This window comes from candidate division WOR-3 bacterium, assembly GCA_026418155.1.
GTDB lineage: Bacteria > Hydrothermota > Tepidihabitantia > Tepidihabitantales > CAIPLT01 > JAOABV01.
The window spans coordinates 18,698-45,507 of sequence record JAOABV010000003.1; the positions used below are offsets into that span (position 1 = coordinate 18,698).

The following is a 26,810-nucleotide window of genomic DNA, read 5'->3' on the forward strand; positions in this document are numbered from 1 at the left end:
AGCATTTTTATGATATTTCGGCTTTTTGTAAAAGAAAGTCCAGAGTTTTTTCTTGTTGAATTGCAGAAATAAACTTAGAACTAAAACGAAGATTTTTTAGTTGTTCTTCACTGACACCCATCTGAGCGTATTTCTGGACCTCGTTTTCAATCTCCTCAGGTGTGACTGTGATGTTCTCTTTTTCGGCAATACGAGATAAAATAATATCAAATTTTGCTTTATCAATTGCTAAAGGCAGGAGTTTACTTCGGTTTTCTTCGTTATCAGGTAAATGGTATTGACTAAGAATATCTTGATAGGCATAATCGACTAATGATTGGGGTGGTTCAAAGTCATAGTCTGCGACTAAATAACGATAGATCTGATTTTTTAAGTCTTCTTCGATAATCCTTGTGCGTTCCTGTAAGATTTCTTCATTAATTTGAGCACGCATATCATCTAAGTCTTTAAATCCTAAATTGCTTGCCAATTTATCGTCAATTTCAGGTAGTTGTCGAATTTTAATATCCCGAATATAGAATTTATAGGTCAAAGTCTTTCCCCTCAATATTTCTTCGGGATGGTCGGTACCAAAAATTAAATTAACACTTTTTTCTTCGCCGGCAGCACAACCGAGCAATGCTTGATTAATATTAGGGTGATTTCTTTCACTGCCAAGTTGAAGCATAATGCCTGATTGTTTTTTTGCGACCAAGGTTTCATTTTCATAAATTTCGTAGTCAACTAAAATAAAATCACCAATTTCTGCCGGTCGATTAGCAGTAATAAAGGTAGCACATTTTTCTTGAATAGTTTTAATTCGGCGTTCAAATTCCTGGTCAAAACCAACTGGTTCTTGTTTTTTAAGTTTGAGGCCAATATAATTTTTCATTTCAAAATTTGGAATAACTTCAAACGAAAGGTCAAACTTTAGAGTTTTATCATCGGAAAGTAAGTAATCACTAATTTTGGCTTGAGTGATCGGTTTTAAGTCGTGGGCATTAATAATTTCCTTATAAATTTCATCAAACAATTCGTCAATGGCAATGGCTTCAAAAGAAGTGCCATATCTTTTCTGTAAGATAGGTCTTGGAACTTTACCTTTTCGAAACCCAGCAATCTGAACCTTTTGCGCATAAGATGCGGTAACATCCTCGATCTTCTTTTTTACGCGTTCAGATTCAACTGTTACCTCAATTTCTCTTTGCCAAGATTTTGGCTCTTTAATCTTAATTTCCATATATATTTATTTAATCCTTTCTTCTGAGATAAAATACTAACATTATTGTTTTCAATCTTTAGTTATATATTTAGCATTTAGTTGTTAGTTTTTATATATGCGAGGAGGGGGAATTGAACCCCCACGGATTCTATCCACTGGATCCTAAATCCAGAGCGTCTGCCAAATTCCGCCATCCTCGCAAATGACTAATATCACGATGCTTCTTTTTATATATGATACATTAGTATAAACCCGAGTTAATAATCTGTCAAGGATTCAAGAATGTAAGGTCGTAAAAAGTGCCGCAGAATATACACAGGATTCATATCCGTATCGGAGAAGAAAAAAATGACGACCCAAAGCGAGTCAGTAAGGGTTCATTGATTTTCATACCTTCTGCGACAGAAAATTATCTTTTTAATGCCGTCTAAGAGAATTTGGCAAAAATTAATTTGTCACTTGAAGTAATAAGATTATTGAATATTTCTTATAATTTTCTGTATCATCAGAGGGTTCAGTGGTTCTTTATCCACGGTCTTCAAATGAGAGTGTTCGGGAAAAATGTCCCCGAACTAATTGAAAATACAGCAAAATAAGAACAATAGTCGGTAAGTTTAGTATATTAAGTGGCAAAACTTGACTTCCTTAGAACTCTTACATAATTCTTGACAGATTAAATTTTTTATAATATTATATTTTTTATAATAATAGACTATTTTTAACAGACGATTTTTTATGATAGATATAAATAAAGAAATTAAAGAAAATATTGAATCGTTATCTGGTCAGCGATTCTCAGATTGTTATCAATGTGGCGAATGCACAGCAGGTTGTCCAGTTGCGTTTGCAATGGAACCAGTACCATCACAAGCAATTCGTTTGCTCCAATTAGGTAAGTTTGAAGAGGTTTTAAATTCGTCAGGTATCTGGCTTTGTGCGGCTTGTAATGTTTGTGGCGAGAGGTGTCCTCGAGGAGTTGATTATGGTAAAATTGCTGATGCTTTACGAGCCATTAATCTTCGAAATAAAATTACGCATTTAATTTTAGAACAAGTTGACAAAAACAGCATTTTAGATGCACCGCAACAAGCATTCATCGCCGCATTTCGTAAATTTACGACATGACACAATCATTATATTATGCATATTGCGGCATTATGCAAAATTGTGGAATGAAACGATTGAGACATTGTTTGTATTGTCGATTTCGTAAATTCATATTATGAAACAATTGGCATATTATCCAGGCTGTACTTTGTACACAAAAAGTCGAAATCTTGATTTGTGCGCCCGCGAGTCTGCATTAATTTTGGGTATCGAACTTAAAGAACTGGATACTTGGAATTGTTGTGGCGCTATCTATTCGACGGTGCAAGATGATTTGGCTAATCAGGTTGCGCCGATTCGAAATTTGATCGAAGCCCAAAAAATCTCTAATACCACAGATTCAGCCAAGTTAGTTACTCTCTGTGCTGCGTGTTATAATGTGCTAAAACGAAGTAACCATAATCTTTTTGTGCCCGAAAATGAGATTTATCGCAAACGGATAATGAATTATTTAGAAACTGATTATAATGGTAAAACTGAAACCGTCCATTATCTTGAAGTATTAAAATATGATATCGGCTTTGAAAGTCTAAAGTCAAAAGTTAAAAATAACCTTAATAGTCTGAAGGTTGCATCTTATTATGGTTGTTTAATGGTTAGACCATCCGATGAATTAAATTTTGATGATCCGGATAATCCAACGATTATGGATGATATGTTTTTTGCTCTTGGTGCGGTGCCAATTAATTATGCTTTTAAAACCGAATGTTGTGGTGGTTATCTTTTAGTTAACAAACCTGAAGTCGCAATAAAATGTGCTCATCAGATTTTAGAAAATATTATCGAATCTGGTGCGGATTGTGTTGTAACCACTTGTCCCCTATGTCAATATAATTTGGATAAATTTCAAGTCCCACATTCTAAACTCCAAATTCCTGTTTTTTATTTTACTCAACTCTTGGGATTAGCACTTGGTGTATGTGAAAAGATTTTAAATTTAGCGAACCATTATGTTGACCCTAAACCTTTATTAAAACAGAAAGGACTTTGGCCATGAAATCGACCAAAAAACGAATAGGAGTTTTTGTCTGTCATTGTGGAATAAATATTGCTGGGACAGTCAACATTCCTGAAGTTGTTAAAAAAATCAGAGAATCGACCGATGTTATTGAAGTTATTGACCACCAATATTGTTGCTCTGACCCTGGTCAAAATCTTATAAAAGATACAATTAAACAGAAAAATTTGGATAGTGTTGTGGTTGCTTGTTGTTCACCAACTTTACACGAAAATACTTTCCGAAAAGCAGTTGCTAGTGTTGGTGTGAATCCGTATAATTGTGAAATTGCAAATATCCGCGAACAGTGTTCATGGGTGACTGAAGACAAAGAAAAAGCCACAGATAAAGCAATTCGTATTATTAAGACAATTATTAAAAAAGTAGAGTATGATGAACCGTTAACTCCAATTAGCATACCGGTTACCCGTAAGGCTATGGTTATTGGGGCTGGAGTTGCCGGTATTCAAACTGCTCTGGATATTGCTAATGCTGGTTATCCGGTAATTCTTTTAGATAGAAACCCATCCATCGGTGGTCATATGTCTCAATTATCAGAAACCTTTCCCACCCTTGATTGTAGTCAATGTATTCTTACTCCGAAAATGGTTGAAGCCAAACAACATCCCAATATCACACTTATGACTTATGCAGAAGTGGAAGAAATTAACGGTTATATCGGTAATTTCAAGGTTAAAGTTAGGCAAAAAGCAAAATATGTTGATTGGGACAAATGCACTGGTTGTGATATTTGTATTGGAAAATGTCCGAAAAAAGCTAAAGATGAGTTTAATCAGGGATTATCCGAACGGAAAGCAATTTATAAAATGTTTCCTCAGGCAGTGCCCAATCGTGTTGTAATTGATAGAGAAAATTGTCTCTATTTTCAAAAAGGTGCTTGTCGATTATGCGAAAAGAACTGTCCATTTGGCGCAGTGAAATTTGACGACCAAGACCAAATCAGAGAATATGAGGTTGGCGCTATTGTTTTAGCAACCGGCTATGATTTGATTGATAAAAAAATACTCACTTCTTATGGTTTTGGTAAATTGAAAAATGTTGTTGACGGACTACAGTTTGAACGCATCTTATCGGCATCCGGTCCTTTTATGGGAGAGGTGCGAAGACCTTCAGATGGTAAAGTACCAGAAAGAATTGTCTTTGTGCAATGTGCGGGTTCTCGTGACCCGGAAAATGCGATGGCATATTGCTCGAAGATCTGCTGTATGTATACGGCAAAACAAGCAATTTTATACAAACATCGGGTTCATCAAGGCGAAGCAATTGTGTTCTATATTGATGTCCGAACTGGCGGTAAAGGTTTTGAAGAGTTCTATAAGCGAGCCACAGATGAAGGAGTTTTATATATTCGAGGTAAAGTCTCAAAAATATTTGAAAAGGGAGATAAAGTCATTGTTTGGGGAGCGGATACTTTAACGGGTAAAAAGGTTGAAGTTGAAGCCGATATGGTAGTTTTGGCAACCGCAATGATTCCGTCAGCAACAAAAGAATTTGCTCAAATGTTAAAGATTACTCAAGACGAATATGGATGGTTTACTGAAGCACATCCTAAATTAAGACCGGTCGAAACATTAGCCGGCGGTTTCTTTTTAGCCGGTGCTTGTCAAGGACCAAAAGATATTCCTGAGGCAGTTGCTCAATCATCAGGAGCTGCAAGTAAAGTGATTGCACTCTTTGCTTCAGAAATGCTCGAACATCTGCCGGTTATTGCTGGTGTGAACGAAGATATCTGTTCGGGTTGTGCAATCTGTATAGATGTCTGTCCTTATAAAGCAAGAGAAATGGTGGTATCTGAAGATGGCAAAAAAAGGAAAGTGAAAGTAATTGAGGTCTTGTGCGAAGGTTGTGGTGCATGTTCCGCAGCATGTCCAGCCGGTGCAGCGCAACAAAAGAATTTCAAAGACCAGCAGATTCAAGAAATGGTTAAAGCCGGATTGGAGTAAGAATGGAAAATTTTGAACCCAAAATTATTGGATTTATTTGCAAATGGTGCACATCAGCAGGTGCTGATTTAGCCGGCACATCGCGTATGACTTATCCGGCGAATATGATTCCAATTACGGTCTTTTGTTCCAGTCGCATTGACCCTCAATATATTCTTTGGGCCTTCAAAAAAGGTGCCGATGGCGTTTTTGTTGGAGGTTGTCATCCTAACGATTGTCATTATCAAGATGGTAATTATAAAACAATGAAACGAATACCAATACTTCGAAAGTTACTCCAAGATTTAGGAATCGAACCGGAAAGATTGAGATTAGAGTGGATATCAGCATCTGAAGCTGATAAATTTAAAAAGACCGTCACTGAATTTACTGAAACCATCAAAAAATTAGGACCGCTATCGGTAAAAGATTAAAAAGATTAGATATTTCCTATTGGAAGGATATAAGAGAGTAATACAACCATAAGTTATAAATGAAGCCGATTATTCTCTTAACTAATGATGATGGTATTAAAGCCGATGGGTTAAAGGTTTTGGAATCAGCAGTAAAAGATTTAGGCGATGTCTATGTTGTAGCTCCAACTCAGAATCGGTCAGCCGCAAGCCATTCCTTTACATTACGACAACCAATTAAGATTTGTCAGATAAAAGAAAATTGGTATGCAGTTGATGGGACACCAACCGATTGTGTTCTGATTGCGCATCATGGACTATTTAAAAAAGCAATTTCGCTGGTAATTTCTGGAATTAATAACGGTCCGAATATGGGTGACGATGTGTTATATTCTGGCACGGTTGCTGCAGCAATTGAAGGCACAATTTTAGGTATTCCATCAATTGCAATTTCTTATCGTAAAGATGGTGTAAATAGTGATGTTGCTGTTAAGTTAATAAATCAATTAGCAAAACACCTATTAAAACATGGTCTGCCTAAAAAAACCTTACTTAACATTAACATTCCTGCTGGTAAAGTTAAAGGGTTAAGGATAACGAGAATGGGAAAAAGAATTTATAAGGATATGGCAATAAAAAATGACCATCCCTCAGGCGAAGTATCTTATATGATTGATGGCGAATTAAGTTGGGAAATTGAACCAGGCACCGATTTTGAAGCAGTTGAGCATAATTACATTTCCATTACACCGCTTCATCTGGATATGACTAATTATCGAGAAATCGCTACTTTTCGAAAAAAATTCTCAAGACTAATTAAGATTCAATAGACACATATGCCTCAAAAGATAATTTTTGCTTCTTTTATCCAAAAACTAATCTAAAAACATTCTGTCCGAATCGAAATCAGTTTTTCTTACAAACTATCTCATAGGTAATCTGTTAAACTATATTTGCTATATATTAATAAAGATTATCAAAGTATTTGTTTTATATCAATTGAGACACCGACAATAACATATTCTAAAAGACAATTTAAGCTAACTGATAGGCGACTTTCTATATCGGATATAGGATAACATAATACTATGTTTTTGCTAGGATTGGGTAAGGGTTGGGCTGATATCCCTCTGTACCCGTACTGCACCCTCACTAATGCAGACTTTATATATAAAAGATTGTGACTCCGTGTATTAACTAAAGATTTAATGTGTTAGATAAAAGTAATTTCTACTTGATGTTAATATTAAACTGACACTTTGTTTGAACCTGCAGAAAAAGCAAATCAAAAAATAAAATTAGTCTAATATGGTGAGTTTTCTATTTAAAAAATGCTTTGGTTAAGATTTTTGTCTTTTTTTGAATATGCTTAGCGAGTTCTTCCAATTTCTGATTACTAAGCATCTTAACTTCGGATTTTGCTACTGGTCGGTCAGTAGAACAAATTTGAATAGAGATTGGCTTAATTTTGATAATTGCCTTAATCCAATCATTTAATGCTTCATCCGTATAATTCTTTATTGGTCCGTCAATGAAAACTGCTTGAATCGTTATCGGCAACTGTTCTGAAACACAAACTAAACTGTCAATAATATTGCCAATTTTCAATTCAGCAACCGGTTGGTTAATTTTTTGGAAAAGTTCCTCATCCGCAGTATCTAATTTAAATATCCGAAATTCAATTAAAGATAAAGTCGCTAAATCCACTTCCTCATCATAGGTGGATCCGCAAAAATCAACTAAACGCGATGAATTGCTAAGTAGGGCTAATGGCACTTGAGGATAATAACGGTCTTTTAACCTTCTTATATCAAAAACAATTTTAGCAAAGTCCGGATGTAGCATTGGTTCGCCATTACCTGAAAATGTTAGATAGTCAAATTTTTGATTACTACAAATTACCTGTTCTACTGCAGATACTATTCTTTCCACACTGGGTAAATCGTTACGCGCCGGCTTTAAAACTTTCTTGTCAGTGCGACCATAATGACAATAAATACAATCAAAACTACAGATTTTTTTTTCACAGGAAAGTAGATTAATCCCTAAAGACCGCCCTAATCTTTTTGAATTGACCGGCCCATAGACAATACCTTTTTGTAAAGGAAGAACTGCCATTAGTTAATATATGAGTTTAAAATAATTTTCTGTAAAATAAGAACAAATTTTATTCACTAATTAAAACTACAACTTTGCACTGCTCTAAAAGTTTTAAGTTATTTTGGGAACTGTGAAGTAATTTACCTGCGGATGATGAAATGACTATATCGGTATTATTCTTACCAATACTTTTTAAAGCGGTAATCCTAATGGGATTAATTCCAACTCGTTCGTTTTGAAATGCTTCAGTTAAAGAACTTGTATAGACTAATAACCCTCGCTCAACACAATACTCAGGTTTGACAAAACTGAGACCATATGCTTCTCTATTATCGTCAGTATAAATCTTAGGAAACAATGCTGGATTAAGGCTTATATCCCGAGCATCAATTAAAACTCCGGTATACCGGGGTGAATCTTCTTCTAAAGGAATTAATTTGACATCTTTAGGAACTTCTACGTTTTCAGGCCAGGGTCTCTTACAAATAGGACAACATAAAGGTACTAAAGGTGTTCCGCCACCAGTATAAGGAATTAATGTTTTGAGAATAGGACCGGTAATTGGAACTTCATATTCCATAATTAATGAACCATCAGAAAGGAATTTGTTAGCATACTCTTGGGGATTGATATTGAGCCGGGCGAATTGTTTATTGATTTTAGGATTTTCAGATAGATATTCAGCAACAGTCCGACAAGAATCATAGTAAATTTGTTTGATAATACTTTTCGCTTGGGCTTCCAAAAGATTTTGAAACTCTGTTGGTTCTTCCGGTTTTTCTTTAACTGAAAATCTTATTGACCAATTTAGAAAGTCTATTTTATCTGTGAATCCAAAACTAATAATTAATAAGATTATCAACACAATTAATTTCACTCGCATTTTAACTCCTATTTTGAATCATTTAGCAATTAAAAAACTAATCCTGAATTTACAAGGCATTTTTCACGAATAAAGCGGGCGACGGGACTCGAACCCGCGACCCCGAGCTTGGGAAGCTCGTGCTCTACCAGGTGAGCTACACCCGCAAAAGAAACCACATATTGTGTGGTTCATATTCTGATTTTAGTTGAAAACCGAAATCTGTCAAGTATTTCTTCAGAATTTCTCAAAAATGCTACAGACATATAGGGTCTATAGCGAAAAAATCAGTAAAATTCTTCTGTATCTCTTGTGCCTAAAAGAAGATGTTCTTTCGTTATCTGAAGGTGCTCTTTTTTTAATATCTTCTTGCCTTTACTGCTTTTTGCCAATTGATTTTAGTTTCTGAAACAGACTTTAGTTCTTTCATCGTGCCAATTGCTATCCAGTTAAATTGGACATTGTTTTCGCCAGTCCATCCTAAAATTGGTTTTAATTGAACTTTGAATCCTTGAACATTTGTTTCTTTCACAATTAACATTCCAATTGGGTCTCCCATAGGTGTTATGTGGATAATGATAGGTAGATCACTGCGCACATTTTCGGTAAATACCTTATCAAAATAGATTGTGCTATAATCATCTGTAATTTGACCCATTCCACAAGTAATTATTTTGCGCTCCGAACTAACAACTGAATAGGCAGGACCATTGTCAGTTGCAGTTACCCAACCGCCGGTAGCAAAACCAGTGCCATAAGCGTAAATTGCGGTATCAGACTGGGAATCTTCAAATGCATGCGCAATTATTGCCGGCGCGTCTTCTTCTCCTGCCCAGAAAATACCGCCAACATTATTTCCCCAAACATCTAGACCAACATCATCCGCAACAAAGACATAAAGACCAGCGGTTCCGGCTTGATGTACATAGAACCCACTTTGACCAGCATTACCAACACTAACGCCGTGAACAGAAGGTTCTTGTATATAAATTCCGTGTTCATCTGCTTTTCTAATATTGACACCTGAATAACCACAGGAATCAATAATTATACCGTTTTGACTGCTTGATTCAATATTAACACCATTAGCGCCAACACTACCAATATGAATGCCGTGATTATTTGCTTGAGTTATTCTTAATCCATTATCACCGGCGTGATGAACAACATAAGCATCACCACCTGAATTATAAACAAAGACACCGGCACCAACAGATTGATTAATATTTAAGCCATTGACCATTGTTTTATTCACATTTAAACCGCAACCTCCGGCACTATCAATATAAAGACCGTCACTGTTCGGTTGCCAGATATAAATCCCTGCCCAGTTTGTTTTGCCAATATTTAGACCATCTTGGCCAGCATTACTGACTACTAAACCCGCACGCTTAGCATTTTCGACAATAATACCTTCACCACCAGCATTAATAACTTTAATACTATTACCTATGCCGTTATTTTTGATATTTAACACTGTATGTTCAGTTGAAGTTTCTAAAGTGCAAGGCAAAGATATATCGATACCTTTTATTGAATTATCTAAAATTTTTGGGGAATTGACGGCATTATTGGCAATTATGGGATTGGGATAAGTTCCAGTCAAATCACCACCAGCAGGACCTGAAGGCGGACCACCGGCACCGACACCAACACTGTCATTTGCTGGCGCCCAAGTTGAACCATTCCATTTAATAACTTGACCTATTGTTGCACCTGATTGCGCAATTTTTGCCATTGTGACATTACCATCAATAATCATATTAGATGATATTGAATTCGACTGACTTTCATCAACAAATTTACCGCTTAAGGCAATTGTGTCTTTACCTTGTAACTTATGAGTATTATAAGCATTAACCGCTATCCTTGAGCTATCGACATAAGTGATACTCACATTTTTTGCATAATCTGAAGTATCCGCAAATGGTGCTTTGAAACTTGCTGATACATCCTGGCGTAAGATTGTGCCATCTTGAATCTTTCCTGTTGTAATCGCGTTATCAGCGAGCATGGGATTTGTTATCGCATTTACCTGTCCTTCATCTATAAACTTCGTACTCAAGGCAAGTGTATCTTTACCTTGTAGTTTGTGCGCATTGGCAGAAACTCGGGCTGAATCAATTGCACCAGGTAAATAACGAGCATAATCTGCAGTATCAGCCAAAGGTGCTTTGAATGTTACAGAAACATCACCACGAGTTATCGTACCATCTTGAATCTTATCCGAAGTTATTGCATTACTGGTTATCATTGCATTCGAGATAGAATTGGCTTGGCCTTCATTTACATATCTTGAATCTAAAGCAGTAGTATCTTTACCCTGCAATTTATAGGCATTAGTTGCAATTCTTGCGCTATCCACATAAGGAATATTTACACTTCTTACATAATCTGAAGTATCAGCATAGGGTGCTTTGAAATTTGAGGCAACATCCTGTCTTAAAATAGCACCATCTTGAATTTTTGAACTTGTCACTGCATTGTCTTGAATTTCAGAAGTATTTACAGGTGGCGTTAAAGGACGTGTTGCCGGTGTAAATGACAAATCAACCATTTGAATTGTGCCATCTTGAATTTTGGCAGAATTAATCGCATTATCAACAATCATTGAATTTGTAATCGCGTTAATTTGACCTTCATCAACATATTTAGCACTCAGAGCGGTTGTATCCTTACCTTGTAATTTGTATGTGTTATAGGCATTGACTGATATTTGAGCGCTATCAACATAATTATGAGTATGATTTGAAAGAGAAAATGCTGATGAATGTTGTCCGTCTAACAAATCAGCATTAAGATTAGTTATTAATGTACCTGTACCAGAAAGTTTTGTATCTGATATTCCTGCAGTCGCTGATATGTCACTATTAACAATCGCGCCATCAATAATCATTACCGAGGATACTGAATTCGATTGTCCTTCATCAACAAACTTATTGCTTAAACCAATTGTATCTTTACCTTGTAATCGGTGCGCATTGGCAGAAACTCGGGCTGAATCAACTGCTCCGAGTAAATAACGAGCATAGTCTGACGTATCAGCAAATGGTGCCTTAAAAGCAGGTGAGACATCTTCACGTAAAATTGTATAATTTTGGATTTTAGTAGTTATTACCGCATTATCTTGAATTTCAGATGTTGCCACACCTGGTGTGATTGGTCTTATAACCGGTGTAAATGCTAAATCGGAAATTTGAATTGTGCCATCCTGGATTTTGTCTGTAGTTACGACATTGGCACCAAGTTCAACATTAGTAATTGGTGGTGAAATTGGACGAATTAACGGTGCATATTCGGCGCTCTCAGCTTTTTTAGCTAAATAAGAATACGCCGAACTCGTAAGTCTAATTCTTGGAGACATTGGCGGATTATTTCCAACTTGCATCTCTAAATAACAGTTACCAGATTCAGGTATACTTTCGATGGGCACGACCGAACCTAAAATCACATTGAAGATACCATTAATAGTTTGCACCGATTGAGTTTCAGTCCAAAAAGCGGTTGAGCCGATTGCCGTCTGATGTAAGCGAAAAGTAATTGAGTATTGACTATCAGGCACTGGCGCTCCTGCCAGATTGGTTAATTTCCCTTGGTAATTGAGCATTTTAGGAATAGTGATGATGTTCAATTGATTTATCTCATCTGATAATATTTTTTCTGGTTTGTTTTTTAATTGTTTGTCTATATGGTTTACTTTGATATTTTCTAATGCCCAAACCGAAGCGATTAGAACTAATATGGTGGTTATTATATTTTTAACCATAATTCCTCCTGCTTTATCTATATCTTTTATTAAGGTAAATATAAATATAATAAAATAAAAAGATAATACAACCTTTTTGAGATCTATTTTAACGCAAAAGTTGCGCTGAGGGTAACTGTGATGTCTTTAATTTTAGTCGTAGTGCTGTAAATACCGTAATCACTTACTTCAGTTGAATTGGGTTCAGTAATTTGGAATACACCTTGACGTGCTTGTATCATTTTACCAAGTTTCGCATTTGTACTTTTAGCAATCTCTTGGGCTCGATTTTTGGCATCAATTGTAGCTTGTGCCAACAGTTCTTTTTTTAGGTCAGCAATTTTAGAGTAATTGTACTCGATATTGGATGATTCTAAAACTATTCCTTTATTATAGATGAAATCAGGATTGCGCGCCAGTTTCTCTAATGTGGTAAGGTTAGAAGAAATAATGAATATTGACTGTCGGACACTATAACCAGATACTACACCCTCTCGGTTATATTGTTGAAGATTAAAGATTGGTTGAAGGGTAATTTCATTTTCATTAATGCCATTCTTTTTAAGTTCATTTATAATGAACTCGACATCCTTTTTAATTGCCTGATAACCAGTATTAATATCATATAAACCAGTTTGTCTTGTAATTGTCAGAGACCACTTAATTATATCCGATTCAAATCTTTTTGTTGCATACCCAGTCACACGGATGGTATTTTGTGGCTTTCGGCTGGTATAAAAGAAAATTCCCAATATTATAGATGATAGTAAAATACCGATGCTAAAAATTACTGCATTTTTACAGTTCATATTTAGTTATGCTCCTTTCGCCATTTTGTTTGTGTTAGTATTCTTGCTTTCCTAAGTTTTCTCTGTTCCTATCTTGTTTTTTGTTATCGTCCTTTTTTTGTTTTTCTCTTTTATTATATCATTAAAATTACCTATATCAATACTTAATTGTCTATCGTTCTTTTTTGGCTGTCTTTTTTCCTATTTATCTTTTTCTTCAGATGTGGTTGCTGGCTTTTTATACGTACTAATCGCAATCTTGTCAAAAAAACAAATTGGTTTTATTACTCCAACCATAAATTTGTTTAAGGGAAACGCTAAATCCGTCGGACTTGCTTTGATTACCATATAATTGAGTACTCGGCTCTGGTTTAATTGTATGAATCGAACGGGACATAAGGCAGTCATTGTAAAATCAGGACTGACAATACAGAGCAATTTTTTACCTTTTAATGATTTACTCAACTCACAAGTTACAATTCTTTTATTCCAGGCCATTATTGTAGTATCAGGTGTATTATTTTGATATGCAGTAACATTTAAACTTCTGCGGCAGTAGTTGTTAGGTCTCGAAAGATACGGCGATAATAGTACCTGCTACATTAATGTCGAAATTCACTGGATTAGTGGCACAAACTCCATCATAATTAGCTTAATCAATAAAAATAGTACGAGCACCCACATTATTAATCTGAATTCAATTATCAACTACATTCATTCCTTTTAGCACTGGATCACTGCGACCGACATAAAAACCGACTCCTGCAGCACTATCAACATATACTCTGGTGTCGCCAACATAAGAAATATATAATCCATTCAGACCTACTTTATGTACATAAAAAGGCCGCAATTATTCGTTTCACTGATATTAATTTTTATACTGGCGATATTTAGACAATCCTACGCCGTTATCAGTCATGCGCATAATTCTCATACGCGTATCCTTCTGAACTATCAATTCTGAAATTAGACAATCTTAGTAAAGTGCATAAACTTACAGAGTGTTATTTGGAGTTTGCACCTACAAAGAAAACTTTTAAGCTGAGAAATTGTATTTATTGAGATTATTAGTGATTTGCCGAAAGCAAAATTAAGAAGAGAATCCGATAGAATAAAAATCTCTTTTCGGAATTTTTAATTTAAGATTAATTGAAATCAGATTTATTTGATAAGTATATTGTTATTCAGAAAGTGTAAATTAGTTTATAATTCCACAGCGCTGTTTATTTTCGTAATTAGTAATTTGGTTAATTCTGATTTTATGGCGGTCGCCCAGAAACTGTTCAGTTAAGAAAACTTTCGCAGTCTTTTTTGCTTCTGAAATATTGGTAAAATCTGCGGCTAATACCAAAATATTGGCATTATTATGTTGGCGTGCTCGTTGAGCGAAGTTAGAATTTACGCACAATGCTGCCCGAATTCCTTTGACTTTATTTGCGGCAATTGACATTCCTAAACCTGAACCACAAATTAAAATGCCGTAATCAAGTTTGGGAGATTTTGCTTTAGGAACTTCTTTAATATGTTGGGCTAAAGCAAATGCAATTAATGGGTAATCCGCCCGGTCTGCAGAATAAACTCCAAAGTCAATAGTTCTATATCCCAGTTTTGTAAGATAATCTTTTAATTTTTCTTTGAGTTTAAAACCCCGATGGTCGGCACCTATACCGATTGTTTTGACTTTTGTCATTATAATGTCATTTCACGTAAGTGAGCCAGCCGTATTTGTCTTCTTTTTCGCCATTAATGATGGCAAAGAATTCCCGCTGCAATCTCTTGGTTACCTCACCAACGCTACCTTGACCAATTGTAATCTTATCAATACTTCCAATTGGAGTTATTTCGGCTGCACTACCAGTGAAGAAAACTTCATCGGCAATATATAAAAACTCTCGTAAGAAAGTTGTCTCAAGAACTTCGTAACCTAAATCTTTTGCAATTTTAATTACTGAATCGCGAGTGATACCTGGAAGAATTGAAGCATGTAAAGGTGGAGTATAGACCTTACCGTTTTTGACTACAAAGATATTTTCACCCGAACCTTCACTCACAAAACCAAAAATGTCTAAGGCAATACCCTCAACATAACCGTATTTTATTGCTTCCATCTTAATAAGTTGTGAATTCATATAATTGGCACAAGTTTTAGACATTGCCGGAAAGGTATTGGGAGCCATTCGATTCCAAGAAGAAACCATTACATCGACGCCTTTTTCCGTAGAGCCACTGCCTAAATATGCACCCCAATAGAAAGTTGAAATTGCCACACATACTGGACAATTAAATGGATTCACGCCTAATTCATTATAGCCACGATAAACTAATGGACGTATATAGCATTCTTGTTGTTCGTTGGCTTTAATCGTATCAATTATGGCTTTATTTATCTCATCTTTAGTAAAAGGAATATCCATTCGGTAAATTTTTGCTGAATTGAATAGACGGTCAGTATGTTCTTTTAATCGGAAAATTACTGAACCTTTTGGAGTTTTGTAACAGCGTAAGCCTTCGAAAACACCTGTGCCGTAATGAATTACATGCGAGTTAATATGAATTTTGGCGTCGTCCCAGGGAACTAATTTCCCGTCCATCCAAATATATTTTGCTTTCTGTAAGGGCATTTGTGCCTCCATTCTCCCAAACTAAGAATATTAAATTCAAAATTACTCTTAACTTTACTTTGATGTTTCTCGAAGATAAACTTATTATTAAATGAGCGAAATTTATTGGATATAAATAAATCATATTAATGATTGGCGGCGAAGGGATTTGAACCCCTGACCAAGAGATTATGATTCTCCTGCTCTTCCAAACTGAGCTACACCGCCACGAAATCAATTCTACTCGATTTATCGTATCTGTCAAGAGAAAATGAGACAGTCTTAAGAATATAACTTCTCGTTTGTTTGATAATATAATTTTACATCCTTAGTGGACTTTGATTTTTGATAAAATATCTTTAGTTAATATTATGTATGCAAATGCATAGGCCATTATTTTCAATGAATTTATATGAAGTTCTTCTTCTCCAGCCGCAGTAGCATCAGCGACAACGAAAACCTTATAATCTCTAAAAAAAGCATCTCGGACCGTGGACTCAACGCATATTCCTGTCATTATTCCCGTGACAATCAAATCACTAATATTTAATCCTCGAAGATAAATTTCTAAATCTGTATTATAAAATGCGCTATAGCGAAGTTTATAAATTATTTTTTCTTCAGGTAGCGGTGATAATTCTTTAATAATTTCTGCGCCTTTAGAACCAGCAACTAAAGTCTGTTTATTTTTAATTTCCGGCCACCATTGCGCAGTCATACCACCATCAACTTTAGGGTCTCGATGACAATGTGCTGTATAAATAACTGGAATTTTGTTCTTACGAGCGAATTTAATCAAATTTTGAAGATTGGGAACTATATATTTTGCGCTCTTAGTATAACTCGGTGACCGCGGATCTAAAAAATCATTTTGCATATCAATAACTAAAAGTCCGGCTCTATGGGGATTTAATCTTAGAATTTTATGTTGATATGGTTTTATTAGATCTAAAATATTTTTAATTAAAGTAATTTTTTATTAAATGTTTTATTAAATGGAGGTGAGCGGATTCGAACCGCCGACCTTATGCTTGCAAAGCATATGCTCTCCCAATTGAGCTACACCCCCAAATAATCACATTGCCATAAAGTATATTACTAATTTCTTATCCTGTCAAGTTCTCAATGCAATGATAGTGCATAATGTTTTGTGTAAATTTAGGATTGATATGCAAAAAATAAAGATGTATCCTATTAATAAATAATGATAATTTTAATAACAAGAAAATAAGGACACATCTATGAAGCAATATAACTTATATCTCAACAAAAAAATATTGACAAATCTCTGATTTATGATAAAATTAGATTTCATATTGATTTCAAATTTAATTATAAAGATACAATTATAAAGTTTAGTGTTAATTTTGTTAAAATTATTAGTAACATTGTAAATGTAAATAAGCACGAATGTATTAGCACCTAATGCAAACAGTTATTCTTACAATCTATTTTATCTTAATTATCTGTCTGGCATTCTATTCTACGCATGCGTATTTGATGTTATATTATTATTTTAAGGGGAGGAAAGATAATAATCGGCGAAGAAAATTTAAATATAAAAATCGAGACTTACCTTATGTTACCATCCAACTCCCAATGTATAACGAAAAATATGTTGCAGAAAGATTAATTAATTCGGCTTGTGCAGTCGATTATCCTAAAGAACGACTGGAAATTCAGATTTTAGATGATTCGACGGATGAAACCACCTTTATTGTCAAACGATTAGTAGAAAAATACCAAAATTTAGGTTTTAATATTGTTTTGCTCCATCGTAACATCCGTAAAGGATATAAAGCCGGTGCACTCGATGACGGGCTTAAAAAAGCCAAAGGCGAATTCATTGCAATCTTTGATGCCGATTTCATAATTCCTCGGAATTTTCTCAAAAAAACTCTGCCTTATTTTAGCAATGAAAAAATATGTGCGGTGCAAACCAGATGGGGACATATCAATAAAAATTATTCAGTATTAACTTTAGGACAGGCCATTGCTTTAGATGGCCATTTTTATATTGAACAGAATATCCGTTCCCAAAAGAATTTCTTCTTAAATTTTAATGGCACTTGTGGTATTTGGCGGAAATCCGCAATTATTGATGCCGGTGGTTGGCAGGATGACACTTTAACTGAAGATTTAGACCTCTCCTATCGAGCACAACTTAAGGGTTGGAAAATTGAGTTTCTTTTGGATGTTGTCTGTCCTGGTGAAGTTCCAGTTGATTTTAATGGATTCAGAAAACAGCAGTTCCGTTGGACTAAGGGCGCATTTGAGACTGCTCGAAAATTATTGCCTACAGTTATTAAATCTAAATTCGCACCCTTAAAAAAACTTGAGGCGTTTATTCATCTAACTAATAATATGGTCTTTCCTATCCTTTTAGCCCTAACACTGTTATCACTTCCTGTACTAATAATAAAAGTAGAAAGTGGACATTCTTTATCTTGGTATTTTCGAATATTGTCTATATTTACGATTGCAGTTTTCCCGTATCCGCTCATCTATGGAATAAGTCAAAGAAATTTGAATCACAGACGAACACGAAAAAAAAGATTCCGATGGCAAAAAATATTCGAGAAATTCGTACCTATCTTTTTAATTGGTGGTTTTGTTTCTTTAAGTTTATCCAATACCTGGGCAATTATCAAAGCCTTAAGGAGAAAGCCGACCGAATTCTCTCGTACACCTAAATTTCGTATTACTTCTAAAAAAGACACCTTTAGTGGGAAAAAATATCAAGAGAAGATTTCTCCGATTGTTTTCCTTGAACTAATAATTACATTATATTTATTAGTCACGACAACCTATGCTTTTATTGAAGGTCAATTTACTTTAGCACCTTTCCTTTTATTATATACTTTAGGATTCGGATATTTATCGGTAGCGTCAATATATCAATCTGCGAGTAACTATTTTACATTTGTTTATCAAACTGAAAAGGCATTAATCGATTCATAAAGATAACTTCCCTAAACAAACTTCAGATGTAAAACAATTAAATTGGGGAGAGATGCGTTATCTCATCCTACTATTTTTATCTATTCGAAAACTTATATTAAAATATAGTTCGGTAATCGGTAATTCTGGAAAAGCGCCATTCAAAAACCAAAGAAAAACAAGAAAAATCAATGATTCCAGTAGCAAAGAAGAAATTTCTAAATTTCCCACTTGACTTTTGATGTGAAAATATCTATAATTAAATACTATCGATACCTAAAGGTCTTTGTTTAATTACATAAACGAAAATTCGCAGGGTAAAACAAAGCGAGGCGACATATATTTGTTGTCGTCAATTCTATACTTTTTTGGCGAAAGGCCAAGAAGCGATAGAATTATTTTCTGGGAGGCCTTGGTGAAAAAGAACCAAACAACAGCAATAATCATTTTAGTATTAACTTTAATAGGTTTGATTTATGCCAGTGAATATCCCGGTGCAGTTTTTTTGATGATATGGCCTGGAGCTAGGCCGACGAGTTTAGGTGGTGCTTTTGTGGCCATTGCTGATGATGCCACAGCACCTTATTATAATCCTGGTGGTCTGGGATTTTTGAATAGCAGTTATGCTACTTTGATGCATTCTAATTGGTTGCCCGGACTTTATCCAGGAATGTATTATGAGTATTTGGGATTTAGCCACTCTTTACGAAAACAAGGAACAATTGGTTTTAATTTTATTTATTTAACGACCGGCGAAACTGATGTCATCGACCACAATGGCAATTATTTAGGTAAATACACGACATTTGATGTTGCAATTAGTGGTAGTTATGGATTTAAAGCATCGCCTAATGTCGCTACTGGTTTATCAGCAAAATTTATCTATTCATATCTTGTGCCCGATTGGGTCTTTGGAGCAATTGAAGAGTTGCGAGGCACTACTGGTGGAATTGGTATGAGTTGGGCTTTTGATGTTGGTGTCTTATATAAACCGTTGAGATATTTATCAGTAGGTGCTTCACTGGCTAATATTGGTCCTAATATCTCATTTTCAACCAGTGGTGAATCTGACCCATTGCCCAGAATGTTAAGATTGGGTGTAAAATATACACCGGTGGAAAATCAGATTATAAAAGTGAATATTACACCAGAAATTACTAAGGTACTTGTTGGAATGTTCTATGACCCAGACGAAGAGAAGACTTTTGCCCAAGAGTTGAATTATGAGATCTGGTCTGCCTGGAAGAGTTTAGGGATAGAAGCTTGGCTCTATGACATATTTTCTATCCGCATCGGCTATTTTGAAGACCTTGAAGGCGCTCGAGGCGGCATCAGAATTATTGATGTTTCTGGTGATGAGCGATATTTATCTTTACCAAAGTATCTTTTTACTAAACACGGCGGGAGATTCAATAAAATCGGTTTGACTTTTGGTATCGGTGTCCATTATCGGGGATTTCAAATTGATGTGGGCAATGACCAGATGATATATGATTTTGAAACTTCTAATTACAAATTTTCATTCACATACCGTTTTTAATCTAATTTCGAGATAATGCCAAGTTTAGGGATTATTGGTTTGCAATGGGGTGATGAAGGTAAAGGCAAAATCATTGACTTTCTTGCTCAAAATTATGATATTGTTGTTCGGTATCAAGGCGGTCCAAATGCTGGTCATACAGTTTATTGGAATGGTGTTCGCTTTGCTTTTCACCAAATTCCGTCAGGTATTTTAAACCCAAAATCAATTTGCATTATTGGCTGTGGTTGTGTTGTTGATTTAGAGGTACTTAGAGAAGAACTGAACCATATAAAATCAGCCAACATTGATTTCCAAAATAGACTTTTTATTGATTTCAAAGCGCATTTGATTCTTCCATATCATAAAGTAATTGATAAATTTCGCGAAGCAGCATTGGGAAATAAAAAAATTGGTACTACGACTCAAGGTATCGGTCCCTGTTATGAAGATAAATATGCCCGGATTGGTATTCGATTTGGCGATATAAAAGATGAAGAGGTTTTTCGAGAAAAGTTAAAGCGTAATCTGGCCCAAAAAAATTTCTTATTAATGGAACTATATAAAGCCGAACCGTTGTCTGAAAAAAAGATCTACGATGAATATCAAGATTATATTGCTGAATTTAGCAATATGGCAATTGATGGTTCCGAGTTTATTAATTTGGCTTATGAACAGAAAAAGAAGATTCTTTTTGAAGGAGCCCAAGGTACTTTATTAGATATTGACCACGGCACTTATCCATTTGTGACATCTTCTTCACCTTCAGCGGGTGGAATTTGCTCGGGTGTTGGTATCGGGCCGAATAGAATTGACAATTTGCTCGGAGTGGTTAAAGCTTATACAACACGGGTGGGGATGGGACCGTTTCCAACTGAATTGCTTGATGAAAATGGTAAACTACTACAAAAACGTGGTGGAGAGTTTGGGACTACTACTGGCAGACCGAGACGATGTGGCTGGTTTGATGCACCTTTGGTTAAATACACTGCAAGAATTAACGGTATCAAACAGATCGCAGTTACAAAACTTGATGTCTTAGATGCATTCAAAGAAATCTATCTTTGCATAGGTTATAAATACAAAGATGAGATAATAAAAGAATTCAATCCGAATTTATGTACAGAACTCAAACCACTCTACCTACAAATAGAAGGCTGGCAAAGTTCAACTAAAAGTATCCAAGATTGGAAACTTCTACCGAAACAAGCACAACATTATCTGAATAAAATTGAAGAACTCACTGGTTGTGAAATTGTAATCTTGTCTGTCGGCGAAAAAAGAGAAGAAACAATAATTTCTTCAAGATTTAACTGTTAAAATTAATAGGTATAATGAAAACACAAAGAATGTAAAGTTATTGCTGGAGGCTAATTGAAAATGAGAATTCAAATGTTAAATCGAGTTTTAGCATCGAATGATGCTTTGGCTCAAGAACATCGCAAAAGATTTGACCAAGAAAAAGTTACAGCAATTAATATTATGTCTGCACCCGGTTCAGGAAAAACTGCTTTAATTGAAAAGACCGTCAGCCATTTTAAGAATAAGTTAAAAATATTTGTGATTGAAGGTGATATTAAAGGTGATTTAGACGCTAAGCGTGTGCTCAAAGCTGGTGGAAAGGTTTATCAGATCAATACTGATGGTGCGTGTCATCTTGATGCATTTATGCTATCACAGGTTTTATCAAAAATTGACTACCAAAAGATTGATTTGCTCTTGATTGAAAATGTTGGTAACCTCGTATGTCCAGCAGAATTTAATTTAGGCGTGCATTATAATGTAATGCTACTTTCAACACCAGAAGGGGCGGATAAACCGGTAAAATATCCTCTGATGTTTTCCAAAGCCGATTTGTTGATAATTAATAAAATTGATTTACTACCATATGTTGATTTTGATTTCCGAACATTAGAAAAATCACTGAGAATAATTAAACCTTCTTTGAAAATTATCAAACTCTCCTGTAAGACCAGAGAAGGACTTTCTGATTGGTTTGATTGGCTAAAATCACATGTTCCCTGTTAAAAATACCGCAGAGCATTTTCGGCACAGAACCAAGATAGAGAAAAATAAAGAGTGTACTCTGCGTTTCTGTGACTCTGTGGTGTAATTAGCAGTGGGCAATCTTTTTCTAATTCAATTTCTGGCTAATTTAGCGCCAACTTTAATTTTAATTTACATTCCATTAATTGCTCAAAGTCTTGGTGCTCGTCCAGCTAAAATTGGATTGGTCGTTTCTATTTATCACACAATGGTCTTTATTGCGGGAATATTATTTGGAAGACTTTCTGATTTAAGAGGCCGTAAGCGATATATCGTTTTAGGTTTGGGAATCTCAGCCATTGCTTTTTTTGTTCATTTATTAATCAAAGATCTAACGACACTCTTTGCATTTCGAGCCTTTGCTGGTTTTGCAGTAGGTATGTTTCCTGCAGCGCTCTTAACATATGCTTACGAGAAAAATAATACATTGGGGAAATTCACGGCGGTGGGGTCATTAGGTTGGGGTGTTGGTTCAATTGTTGCAGGAATCATCGCAGTCTATTATCGACTTTTCATTTTGGCGGGGAGTATTTTCTTTATAACATTTATTTTAGCAATCTTTACTTTAGAGAAAACACCCGTGAGAATAAAACAAGAGTTTTTTGATTTCTCCGTAATCAAGAGAAACTGGCGAATATACTTAACATTTTTGATGCGCCATGCTGGCGCGTTTGGCATTTGGGCAATCTTTCCAATTTATCTGGCGCAACTCGGTGCTAATAAATTTTGGATTGGTGTGATATATGCAATTAATGCATTTGGCCAGTTTCTCTTTTTACCATATCTTGACCGTTATAGAAGTATCCGTTTGATAACTGCAGGATTAATCTTTTCCGCCACTACTTTTATAATATTTGCCTTATGCCGTAACCATTGGCAAATTTTACCATTTCAAGTCTTACTTGCTTTATCATGGTCTTGTTTATATTTAGGCACATTAAAATATTTAATGGAACACAATGAAGAACGTGCAACCGCTGTTGGTGCATTCAATTCTTTAATGAGTTTATCGGGAATTGTCGGGCCTATAATTGGTGGCATTGTGGGTAGTTTCGGTTATCGTTCTGTAATGCTCTCTGCAGCCATTTTAACATTAGCAAGTTTATTTGTGTTTAAGGGAAAGTAATTAGTTAAAATTAATTATAAGTGTTGCTGTCAATATTTGTAAAAATTTTGTTAAATTAAACATGAACATATTCGTTTTCTTTCGTTTTTAACATACCATAATTGTTTTCACGGTAGAGAATTGCGGTATTTAATTTCAGATGTCTTAACATCTCCCGAAAAGTTGTTTAAGCTCTAAAAAAATAATCTCATCAGACAAAGATATCTTAAAATCTTTAGTGTTGTAAAAGGAATTAAACTAAAAATTACTGTAAAATATCGGACAAAATAAGCGGATATATTAATACAGGTTTACCTTCGCATTTAGACCAAATCCAGTCTATTTGATAAAATGTCGTATGTATAGATTAAATTAAAGATAAGTGTATTACTTTATAATTATATTGAAGTCCTATGGGTTAGATTTTTGTGATTGAATTTTTAATCATATTTTTTATTCAACAAAAATTAAGTCTTTAATTGCTTCGTATCTTTTTGGTCCGATACCCTTAACATTCATTATTTCTTTGATTGAGCGAAATGGACCATTTTTTATCCGATAGTCAATGATACTCTGAGCAATTTTGGGTCCAATCCCAGGTAAACTGATTAATTCTTCTTTACTCGCAGTATTGATATTGATTTTTGACTTATGACTTTTAGCAGTGATCTGATTTATCTGTTGTTGTGGATTCGTGTTGACGCTCTGTGTTGGTTGAAGGGGTAAATACCTTCCTAATTGAAGTAATGGAATATTTTTTTTCTTCTGTAAATAAGTACATACTATTTTGATGATATCTTGAGTCAATATTGTAGTAGGTAAACGCAGTTCTTGTAAGCCTTTAAGCGATTTTGTTGTAATCAAACTAGCTTTCTCTTTTGTTGTAAAAACATCGCAATTAAAACTAAATTTATCGTCGACATTTTTATAGTTTAAGTCAAATCCAGAAAATGGCGTCGGATTCTCTTTTGATATATTACTTGAAAGCAGATACAGAAGTTGTAGATAATTAACTGAGGTTAATATTAAAGTATCGTTTTTATAAGACAGACTGTCGAAAATCGCTGATGTTGGCAATATTACCAAATCAACATTCATTTCTTCTTTGATAATATCACAAACCCAATATCCCAAAACCATTTCTTGAACATTTGCCAGATTAAATAAACTAATTAAGATTAGGACAAAAATCATTTGTTGATTTTTCGCTCGCTTGAGCCGGGAATTTTTAATTCTTCGCGATATTTGGCGACAGTTCTTCGGGACAGTTTGATATTCTCTTGGGCTAAAATTTTCACGATTTCATCATCAGTATAAGGTCTTGCTTTGTTCTCCTGAGCTATTATGTTTTGAATCTTTTCTTTAATACTATGTCGGCTGTGTTCACCTGAGCCACCAGTAGTAAAGAAAAATCGTAATGGGAAAATTCCTACTGGTGTATCGACATATTTTCCTTGAATGGCTCGAGATAAAGTTGAAATATGAATGTTTAAATTACTCGCAGCGTCTTTAATTGATATTGGTTTAATCTGTTCTTTGTTGCCTGTCGTTAAAAATTCTTTTTGATGGGAAATTATAAATTGGATGATACTTTTTAAGGTTTGCTTTCTTGACTCAATACCTTTAATAAGCATTATGGCGTTCTTTAATTTTTCCCGAGCAAATTGCACTTCTTCTTCCGAAAACTCTTTTGGGCTGAGAACCATTTCACGATAGCGAGGTGCAATACGTAAAACGGGAATTGTTTCGTCATATAATGAACCGACCAAATTATCTCCCTGCCAACGAATCGAAAAATCTGACATCACATATTCCGGTGTGCTTGAGAAATAACGACTAATCGGTCGTGGGTCAAGGCCACTGAGATTTTCTAAGATAGTTGAAAGGCTGGATTCTTCTATTTTTAACAATTTAGCAATCTTTTGATATTGACGCTTGATTAGTAAATCATAGTAGTCACGGATAATTTTCACCTCCGGACTATTTTCATCAAAACCAATATACTGAAGTTGACTCAGAAGACATTCTTGAAGATTTGATGTTGCAATACCACCAGGTTCAATCTGAGAAATTTGTTTAACGATATTCTGTACTCGTTCTAAAGGAATATTGAAGGTATTACTGATTTCTTGGAGAGAAATAGTTAAAAATCCATTCTCGTCAAGATTACCGATAATGTATTCCGCAATCGGAAAATCTTCTTGGTGTACCACAGATTTAACAATTGGTAAAAGATTTTCTTCAATACTGGTCTTTGGTTTAACCGTTATTTCCGAAGAGTCAATGACCGGAGTCGAACCAGAAGTAAAAATGTCGGGTTCTCCAATTGGAAAATCCATCATATCAATGTGGTCAGATTCGGTTTCAAAGAGTTGTGTTTCTTCTTCATTTGTTTCAGTGGCGATTTCTAACACCGGGTTTTTTTCTAATTCCATACGAATTAAACCTTCTAATTCAATATTCGGCAGAGAGAGCAATTTAAGATTTAATAGAATTTGAGGAGTTAAGATTTGTTTTGGTTCTAATCGTAGTTCGTGGTTCATCATGCTAATTTATTTTGCTACGAAATCACTGAAGACAGTGAATGCCAAATTACCAAAATAAACTAAATTCAGAAAGATTGCTTTGTGTCTTGGCATCCTCTTTTTTTCCGTATCTTCAGTTGTATTTTTCTTCATTTGGGAATTAAATCCGGAATCGTTCACCTAAATAGATTTCTCGGGCTAATGGATTTTCAATTAGTTCTTGGGGATGACCTGAGACTAAAATTTTACCGTCGTACATAATATAAGTGCGGTCAGTAATTTCTAAAGTCTCTCGCACGTTATGGTCAGTAATGAAAATGCCTAAACCTTCGGATTTAAGTTGTTTGATAATGTCTTGAATTTCAGCACGGACAATCGGGTCAATACCAGTAAAAGGTTCATCTAATAGTAAAAACTTGGGATTTGATACTAATGCTCGAGCCAGTTCAACTCTTCGGCGTTCTCCACCTGATAGACTTGCGCCTTTTTGATTTGCCAGTTCCTGGATGTCAAGTTTTAATAATAATTTGTCTAAGATTTCCTGTCTTTTTGCATTTGGTATATTTAACAGTTCTAAAATTGCTAAGATATTATCTTTTACTGATAGTTTACGAAAGATGGACGGCTCTTGGGAGAGATAACCTAAGCCCAGTCTGGCTCTTTTATATACAGGTAAGTTTGTGATTTCTTGACCGTTGAGAAAGATTTTGCCGGCTTCTGGTTGAATATAACCAGTAATCATATGAAAGGTTGTGGTCTTACCCGCACCATTTGGTCCTAAGAGCCCGACAATTTCACCTTGATGAATTTCTAACGAGACATCATTAACAACTTTACGGGTATTATAAGATTTGACTAAATTTTGAGCAACAAGTGCTGTAGCATTCATAAGTTAAAAATAATATAATTTGCAGTT

Annotated in this window: 25 protein-coding genes and 4 tRNA genes; 11 read left to right on the forward strand and 18 right to left on the reverse strand. The window is 35.0% G+C overall.

All coding sequences use genetic code 11. The features are described from left to right. Window positions 1-7: 7 nt before the first annotated feature. Together tig and N2201_00695 are read right to left on the reverse strand one after the other, a co-directional pair. On the reverse strand, window positions 8-1,219 hold the full coding sequence (gene tig / locus N2201_00690) for a trigger factor (protein MCX7784740.1): 1,212 nt from the start codon (window positions 1,217-1,219) through the stop codon (window positions 8-10). A 98-nt stretch (window positions 1,220-1,317) separates the two neighbouring features. Then, window positions 1,318-1,401: transfer RNA gene (locus N2201_00695), tRNA-Leu, on the reverse strand. Between the two features lie 535 nt (window positions 1,402-1,936). Between N2201_00695 and N2201_00700 the strand changes: the two genes are divergently transcribed. The 5 genes from N2201_00700 (at window position 1,937) to surE (ending at window position 6,491) form a co-directional block, all read left to right on the forward strand. Then, window positions 1,937-2,326, forward strand: coding sequence for a 4Fe-4S dicluster domain-containing protein (locus N2201_00700; GenBank protein MCX7784741.1), 390 nt, complete (start codon window positions 1,937-1,939; stop codon window positions 2,324-2,326). Window positions 2,327-2,423: 97 nt separating this feature from the next. After that, window positions 2,424-3,305 carry a CoB--CoM heterodisulfide reductase iron-sulfur subunit B family protein gene (locus tag N2201_00705; protein ID MCX7784742.1) on the forward strand — a complete coding sequence of 294 codons (882 nt, stop codon included), beginning with the start codon at window positions 2,424-2,426 and terminating at the stop codon, window positions 3,303-3,305. Then, entirely contained in the window at window positions 3,302-5,269 is a 1,968-nt protein-coding gene (locus N2201_00710) for a CoB--CoM heterodisulfide reductase iron-sulfur subunit A family protein (protein MCX7784743.1), read from the forward strand. Before N2201_00705 ends, N2201_00710 begins: the two co-directional genes overlap by 4 nt. A 2-nt stretch (window positions 5,270-5,271) precedes the next feature. Further along, window positions 5,272-5,682 carry a hydrogenase iron-sulfur subunit gene (locus N2201_00715; GenBank protein ID MCX7784744.1) on the forward strand — a complete coding sequence of 137 codons (411 nt, stop codon included), beginning with the start codon at window positions 5,272-5,274 and terminating at the stop codon, window positions 5,680-5,682. A 59-nt stretch (window positions 5,683-5,741) separates the two neighbouring features. Next, window positions 5,742-6,491, forward strand: coding sequence for a 5'/3'-nucleotidase SurE (gene surE / locus N2201_00720; protein ID MCX7784745.1), 750 nt, complete (start codon window positions 5,742-5,744; stop codon window positions 6,489-6,491). 490 nt (window positions 6,492-6,981) lie between these two features. Here the strand turns inward: surE and N2201_00725 are convergent, their stop codons facing one another. From N2201_00725 to N2201_00780, 12 genes are all read right to left on the reverse strand, one after another. Next, window positions 6,982-7,779, reverse strand: coding sequence for a radical SAM protein (locus N2201_00725; protein ID MCX7784746.1), 798 nt, complete (start codon window positions 7,777-7,779; stop codon window positions 6,982-6,984). A 49-nt stretch (window positions 7,780-7,828) separates the two neighbouring features. After that, window positions 7,829-8,644, reverse strand: coding sequence for a hypothetical protein (locus tag N2201_00730; GenBank protein ID MCX7784747.1), 816 nt, complete (start codon window positions 8,642-8,644; stop codon window positions 7,829-7,831). A gap of 73 nt (window positions 8,645-8,717) precedes the next feature. Further along, window positions 8,718-8,790: transfer RNA gene (locus tag N2201_00735), tRNA-Gly, on the reverse strand. Window positions 8,791-8,981: 191 nt separating this feature from the next. Continuing rightward, window positions 8,982-12,389: a hypothetical protein gene (locus tag N2201_00740; GenBank protein MCX7784748.1), complete on the reverse strand. Its 3,408-nt coding sequence runs from the start codon at window positions 12,387-12,389 to the stop codon at window positions 8,982-8,984. Between the two features lie 83 nt (window positions 12,390-12,472). Continuing rightward, window positions 12,473-13,177 carry an SIMPL domain-containing protein gene (locus tag N2201_00745; protein MCX7784749.1) on the reverse strand — a complete coding sequence of 235 codons (705 nt, stop codon included), beginning with the start codon at window positions 13,175-13,177 and terminating at the stop codon, window positions 12,473-12,475. Window positions 13,178-13,357: 180 nt separating this feature from the next. Then, the gene (locus N2201_00750) at window positions 13,358-13,654 is read right to left on the reverse strand and encodes a hypothetical protein (GenBank protein ID MCX7784750.1); all 297 of its coding nucleotides are present in this window, start codon (window positions 13,652-13,654) and stop codon (window positions 13,358-13,360) included. A 199-nt stretch (window positions 13,655-13,853) separates the two neighbouring features. Next, window positions 13,854-14,009, reverse strand: a complete 156-nt coding sequence (locus N2201_00755; protein MCX7784751.1) for a hypothetical protein — start codon at window positions 14,007-14,009, stop codon at window positions 13,854-13,856. A 348-nt stretch (window positions 14,010-14,357) separates the two neighbouring features. After that, the gene (gene rpiB / locus N2201_00760; GenBank protein MCX7784752.1) at window positions 14,358-14,849 is read right to left on the reverse strand and encodes a ribose 5-phosphate isomerase B; all 492 of its coding nucleotides are present in this window, start codon (window positions 14,847-14,849) and stop codon (window positions 14,358-14,360) included. 7 nt (window positions 14,850-14,856) lie between these two features. After that, window positions 14,857-15,780, reverse strand: a complete 924-nt coding sequence (locus N2201_00765; protein ID MCX7784753.1) for a branched-chain amino acid transaminase — start codon at window positions 15,778-15,780, stop codon at window positions 14,857-14,859. 133 nt (window positions 15,781-15,913) lie between these two features. Continuing rightward, window positions 15,914-15,987 (reverse strand) — tRNA-Met (locus tag N2201_00770). A gap of 100 nt (window positions 15,988-16,087) precedes the next feature. Further along, on the reverse strand, window positions 16,088-16,642 hold the full coding sequence (locus tag N2201_00775; protein MCX7784754.1) for a cysteine hydrolase: 555 nt from the start codon (window positions 16,640-16,642) through the stop codon (window positions 16,088-16,090). 113 nt (window positions 16,643-16,755) lie between these two features. Further along, window positions 16,756-16,828, reverse strand: a tRNA-Ala gene (locus N2201_00780). A 356-nt stretch (window positions 16,829-17,184) separates the two neighbouring features. On the opposite strand from N2201_00780, the gene N2201_00785 reads away from it, so the two are divergent. The 6 genes from N2201_00785 (at window position 17,185) to N2201_00810 (ending at window position 23,390) form a co-directional block, all read left to right on the forward strand. Next, window positions 17,185-18,720, forward strand: coding sequence for a glycosyltransferase family 2 protein (locus N2201_00785; protein MCX7784755.1), 1,536 nt, complete (start codon window positions 17,185-17,187; stop codon window positions 18,718-18,720). A 52-nt stretch (window positions 18,721-18,772) separates the two neighbouring features. Next, window positions 18,773-18,934: a hypothetical protein gene (locus tag N2201_00790; GenBank protein MCX7784756.1), complete on the forward strand. Its 162-nt coding sequence runs from the start codon at window positions 18,773-18,775 to the stop codon at window positions 18,932-18,934. A 180-nt stretch (window positions 18,935-19,114) separates the two neighbouring features. Continuing rightward, on the forward strand, window positions 19,115-20,239 hold the full coding sequence (locus N2201_00795) for a PorV/PorQ family protein (GenBank protein ID MCX7784757.1): 1,125 nt from the start codon (window positions 19,115-19,117) through the stop codon (window positions 20,237-20,239). 15 nt (window positions 20,240-20,254) lie between these two features. Beyond that, the gene (locus N2201_00800) at window positions 20,255-21,538 is read left to right on the forward strand and encodes an adenylosuccinate synthase (protein MCX7784758.1); all 1,284 of its coding nucleotides are present in this window, start codon (window positions 20,255-20,257) and stop codon (window positions 21,536-21,538) included. A 60-nt stretch (window positions 21,539-21,598) separates the two neighbouring features. After that, window positions 21,599-22,246: a hydrogenase nickel incorporation protein HypB gene (gene hypB / locus N2201_00805; GenBank protein ID MCX7784759.1), complete on the forward strand. Its 648-nt coding sequence runs from the start codon at window positions 21,599-21,601 to the stop codon at window positions 22,244-22,246. 91 nt (window positions 22,247-22,337) lie between these two features. Continuing rightward, complete coding sequence (locus tag N2201_00810; GenBank protein MCX7784760.1) at window positions 22,338-23,390, forward strand: MFS transporter; 1,053 nt, start codon at window positions 22,338-22,340, stop codon at window positions 23,388-23,390. 432 nt (window positions 23,391-23,822) lie between these two features. On the opposite strand, the gene N2201_00815 is transcribed toward N2201_00810, so the two are convergent. From N2201_00815 to lptB, 4 genes are read right to left on the reverse strand one after another with little or no spacing between them, the layout of a single operon-like run. Continuing rightward, complete coding sequence (locus N2201_00815) at window positions 23,823-24,563, reverse strand: helix-hairpin-helix domain-containing protein (GenBank protein ID MCX7784761.1); 741 nt, start codon at window positions 24,561-24,563, stop codon at window positions 23,823-23,825. Further along, the gene (rpoN, locus tag N2201_00820) at window positions 24,560-25,915 is read right to left on the reverse strand and encodes an RNA polymerase factor sigma-54 (protein MCX7784762.1); all 1,356 of its coding nucleotides are present in this window, start codon (window positions 25,913-25,915) and stop codon (window positions 24,560-24,562) included. The genes N2201_00815 and rpoN overlap by 4 nt, the downstream gene beginning before the upstream one ends. A gap of 6 nt (window positions 25,916-25,921) precedes the next feature. Next, window positions 25,922-26,047 carry a hypothetical protein gene (locus N2201_00825; GenBank protein ID MCX7784763.1) on the reverse strand — a complete coding sequence of 42 codons (126 nt, stop codon included), beginning with the start codon at window positions 26,045-26,047 and terminating at the stop codon, window positions 25,922-25,924. Window positions 26,048-26,054: 7 nt separating this feature from the next. Further along, complete coding sequence (lptB, locus tag N2201_00830) at window positions 26,055-26,783, reverse strand: LPS export ABC transporter ATP-binding protein (GenBank protein ID MCX7784764.1); 729 nt, start codon at window positions 26,781-26,783, stop codon at window positions 26,055-26,057. Window positions 26,784-26,810: the final 27 nt, after the last annotated feature.

Excerpts from the sequence above, each read along its gene's own strand:
- tig (MCX7784740.1), bottom strand. The coding sequence starts at position 1,219 with ATGGAAATTAAGATTAAAGAGCCAAAATCTTGGCAAAGAGAAATTGAG.
- N2201_00700 (MCX7784741.1), top strand. The coding sequence starts at position 1,937 with ATGATAGATATAAATAAAGAAATTAAAGAAAATATTGAATCGTTATCT.
- N2201_00705 (MCX7784742.1), top strand. The coding sequence starts at position 2,424 with ATGAAACAATTGGCATATTATCCAGGCTGTACTTTGTACACAAAAAGT.
- N2201_00710 (MCX7784743.1), top strand. The coding sequence starts at position 3,302 with ATGAAATCGACCAAAAAACGAATAGGAGTTTTTGTCTGTCATTGTGGA.
- N2201_00715 (MCX7784744.1), top strand. The coding sequence starts at position 5,272 with ATGGAAAATTTTGAACCCAAAATTATTGGATTTATTTGCAAATGGTGC.
- surE (MCX7784745.1), top strand. The coding sequence starts at position 5,742 with ATGAAGCCGATTATTCTCTTAACTAATGATGATGGTATTAAAGCCGAT.
- N2201_00725 (MCX7784746.1), bottom strand. The coding sequence starts at position 7,779 with ATGGCAGTTCTTCCTTTACAAAAAGGTATTGTCTATGGGCCGGTCAAT.
- N2201_00730 (MCX7784747.1), bottom strand. The coding sequence starts at position 8,644 with ATGCGAGTGAAATTAATTGTGTTGATAATCTTATTAATTATTAGTTTT.
- N2201_00740 (MCX7784748.1), bottom strand. The coding sequence starts at position 12,389 with ATGGTTAAAAATATAATAACCACCATATTAGTTCTAATCGCTTCGGTT.
- N2201_00745 (MCX7784749.1), bottom strand. The coding sequence starts at position 13,177 with ATGAACTGTAAAAATGCAGTAATTTTTAGCATCGGTATTTTACTATCA.
- N2201_00750 (MCX7784750.1), bottom strand. The coding sequence starts at position 13,654 with ATGGCCTGGAATAAAAGAATTGTAACTTGTGAGTTGAGTAAATCATTA.
- rpiB (MCX7784752.1), bottom strand. The coding sequence starts at position 14,849 with ATGACAAAAGTCAAAACAATCGGTATAGGTGCCGACCATCGGGGTTTT.
- N2201_00765 (MCX7784753.1), bottom strand. The coding sequence starts at position 15,780 with ATGCCCTTACAGAAAGCAAAATATATTTGGATGGACGGGAAATTAGTT.
- N2201_00785 (MCX7784755.1), top strand. The coding sequence starts at position 17,185 with ATGCAAACAGTTATTCTTACAATCTATTTTATCTTAATTATCTGTCTG.
- N2201_00790 (MCX7784756.1), top strand. The coding sequence starts at position 18,773 with ATGCGTTATCTCATCCTACTATTTTTATCTATTCGAAAACTTATATTA.
- N2201_00800 (MCX7784758.1), top strand. The coding sequence starts at position 20,255 with ATGCCAAGTTTAGGGATTATTGGTTTGCAATGGGGTGATGAAGGTAAA.
- hypB (MCX7784759.1), top strand. The coding sequence starts at position 21,599 with ATGAGAATTCAAATGTTAAATCGAGTTTTAGCATCGAATGATGCTTTG.
- N2201_00815 (MCX7784761.1), bottom strand. The coding sequence starts at position 24,563 with ATGATTTTTGTCCTAATCTTAATTAGTTTATTTAATCTGGCAAATGTT.
- rpoN (MCX7784762.1), bottom strand. The coding sequence starts at position 25,915 with ATGATGAACCACGAACTACGATTAGAACCAAAACAAATCTTAACTCCT.
- N2201_00825 (MCX7784763.1), bottom strand. The coding sequence starts at position 26,047 with ATGAAGAAAAATACAACTGAAGATACGGAAAAAAAGAGGATGCCAAGA.
- lptB (MCX7784764.1), bottom strand. The coding sequence starts at position 26,783 with ATGAATGCTACAGCACTTGTTGCTCAAAATTTAGTCAAATCTTATAAT.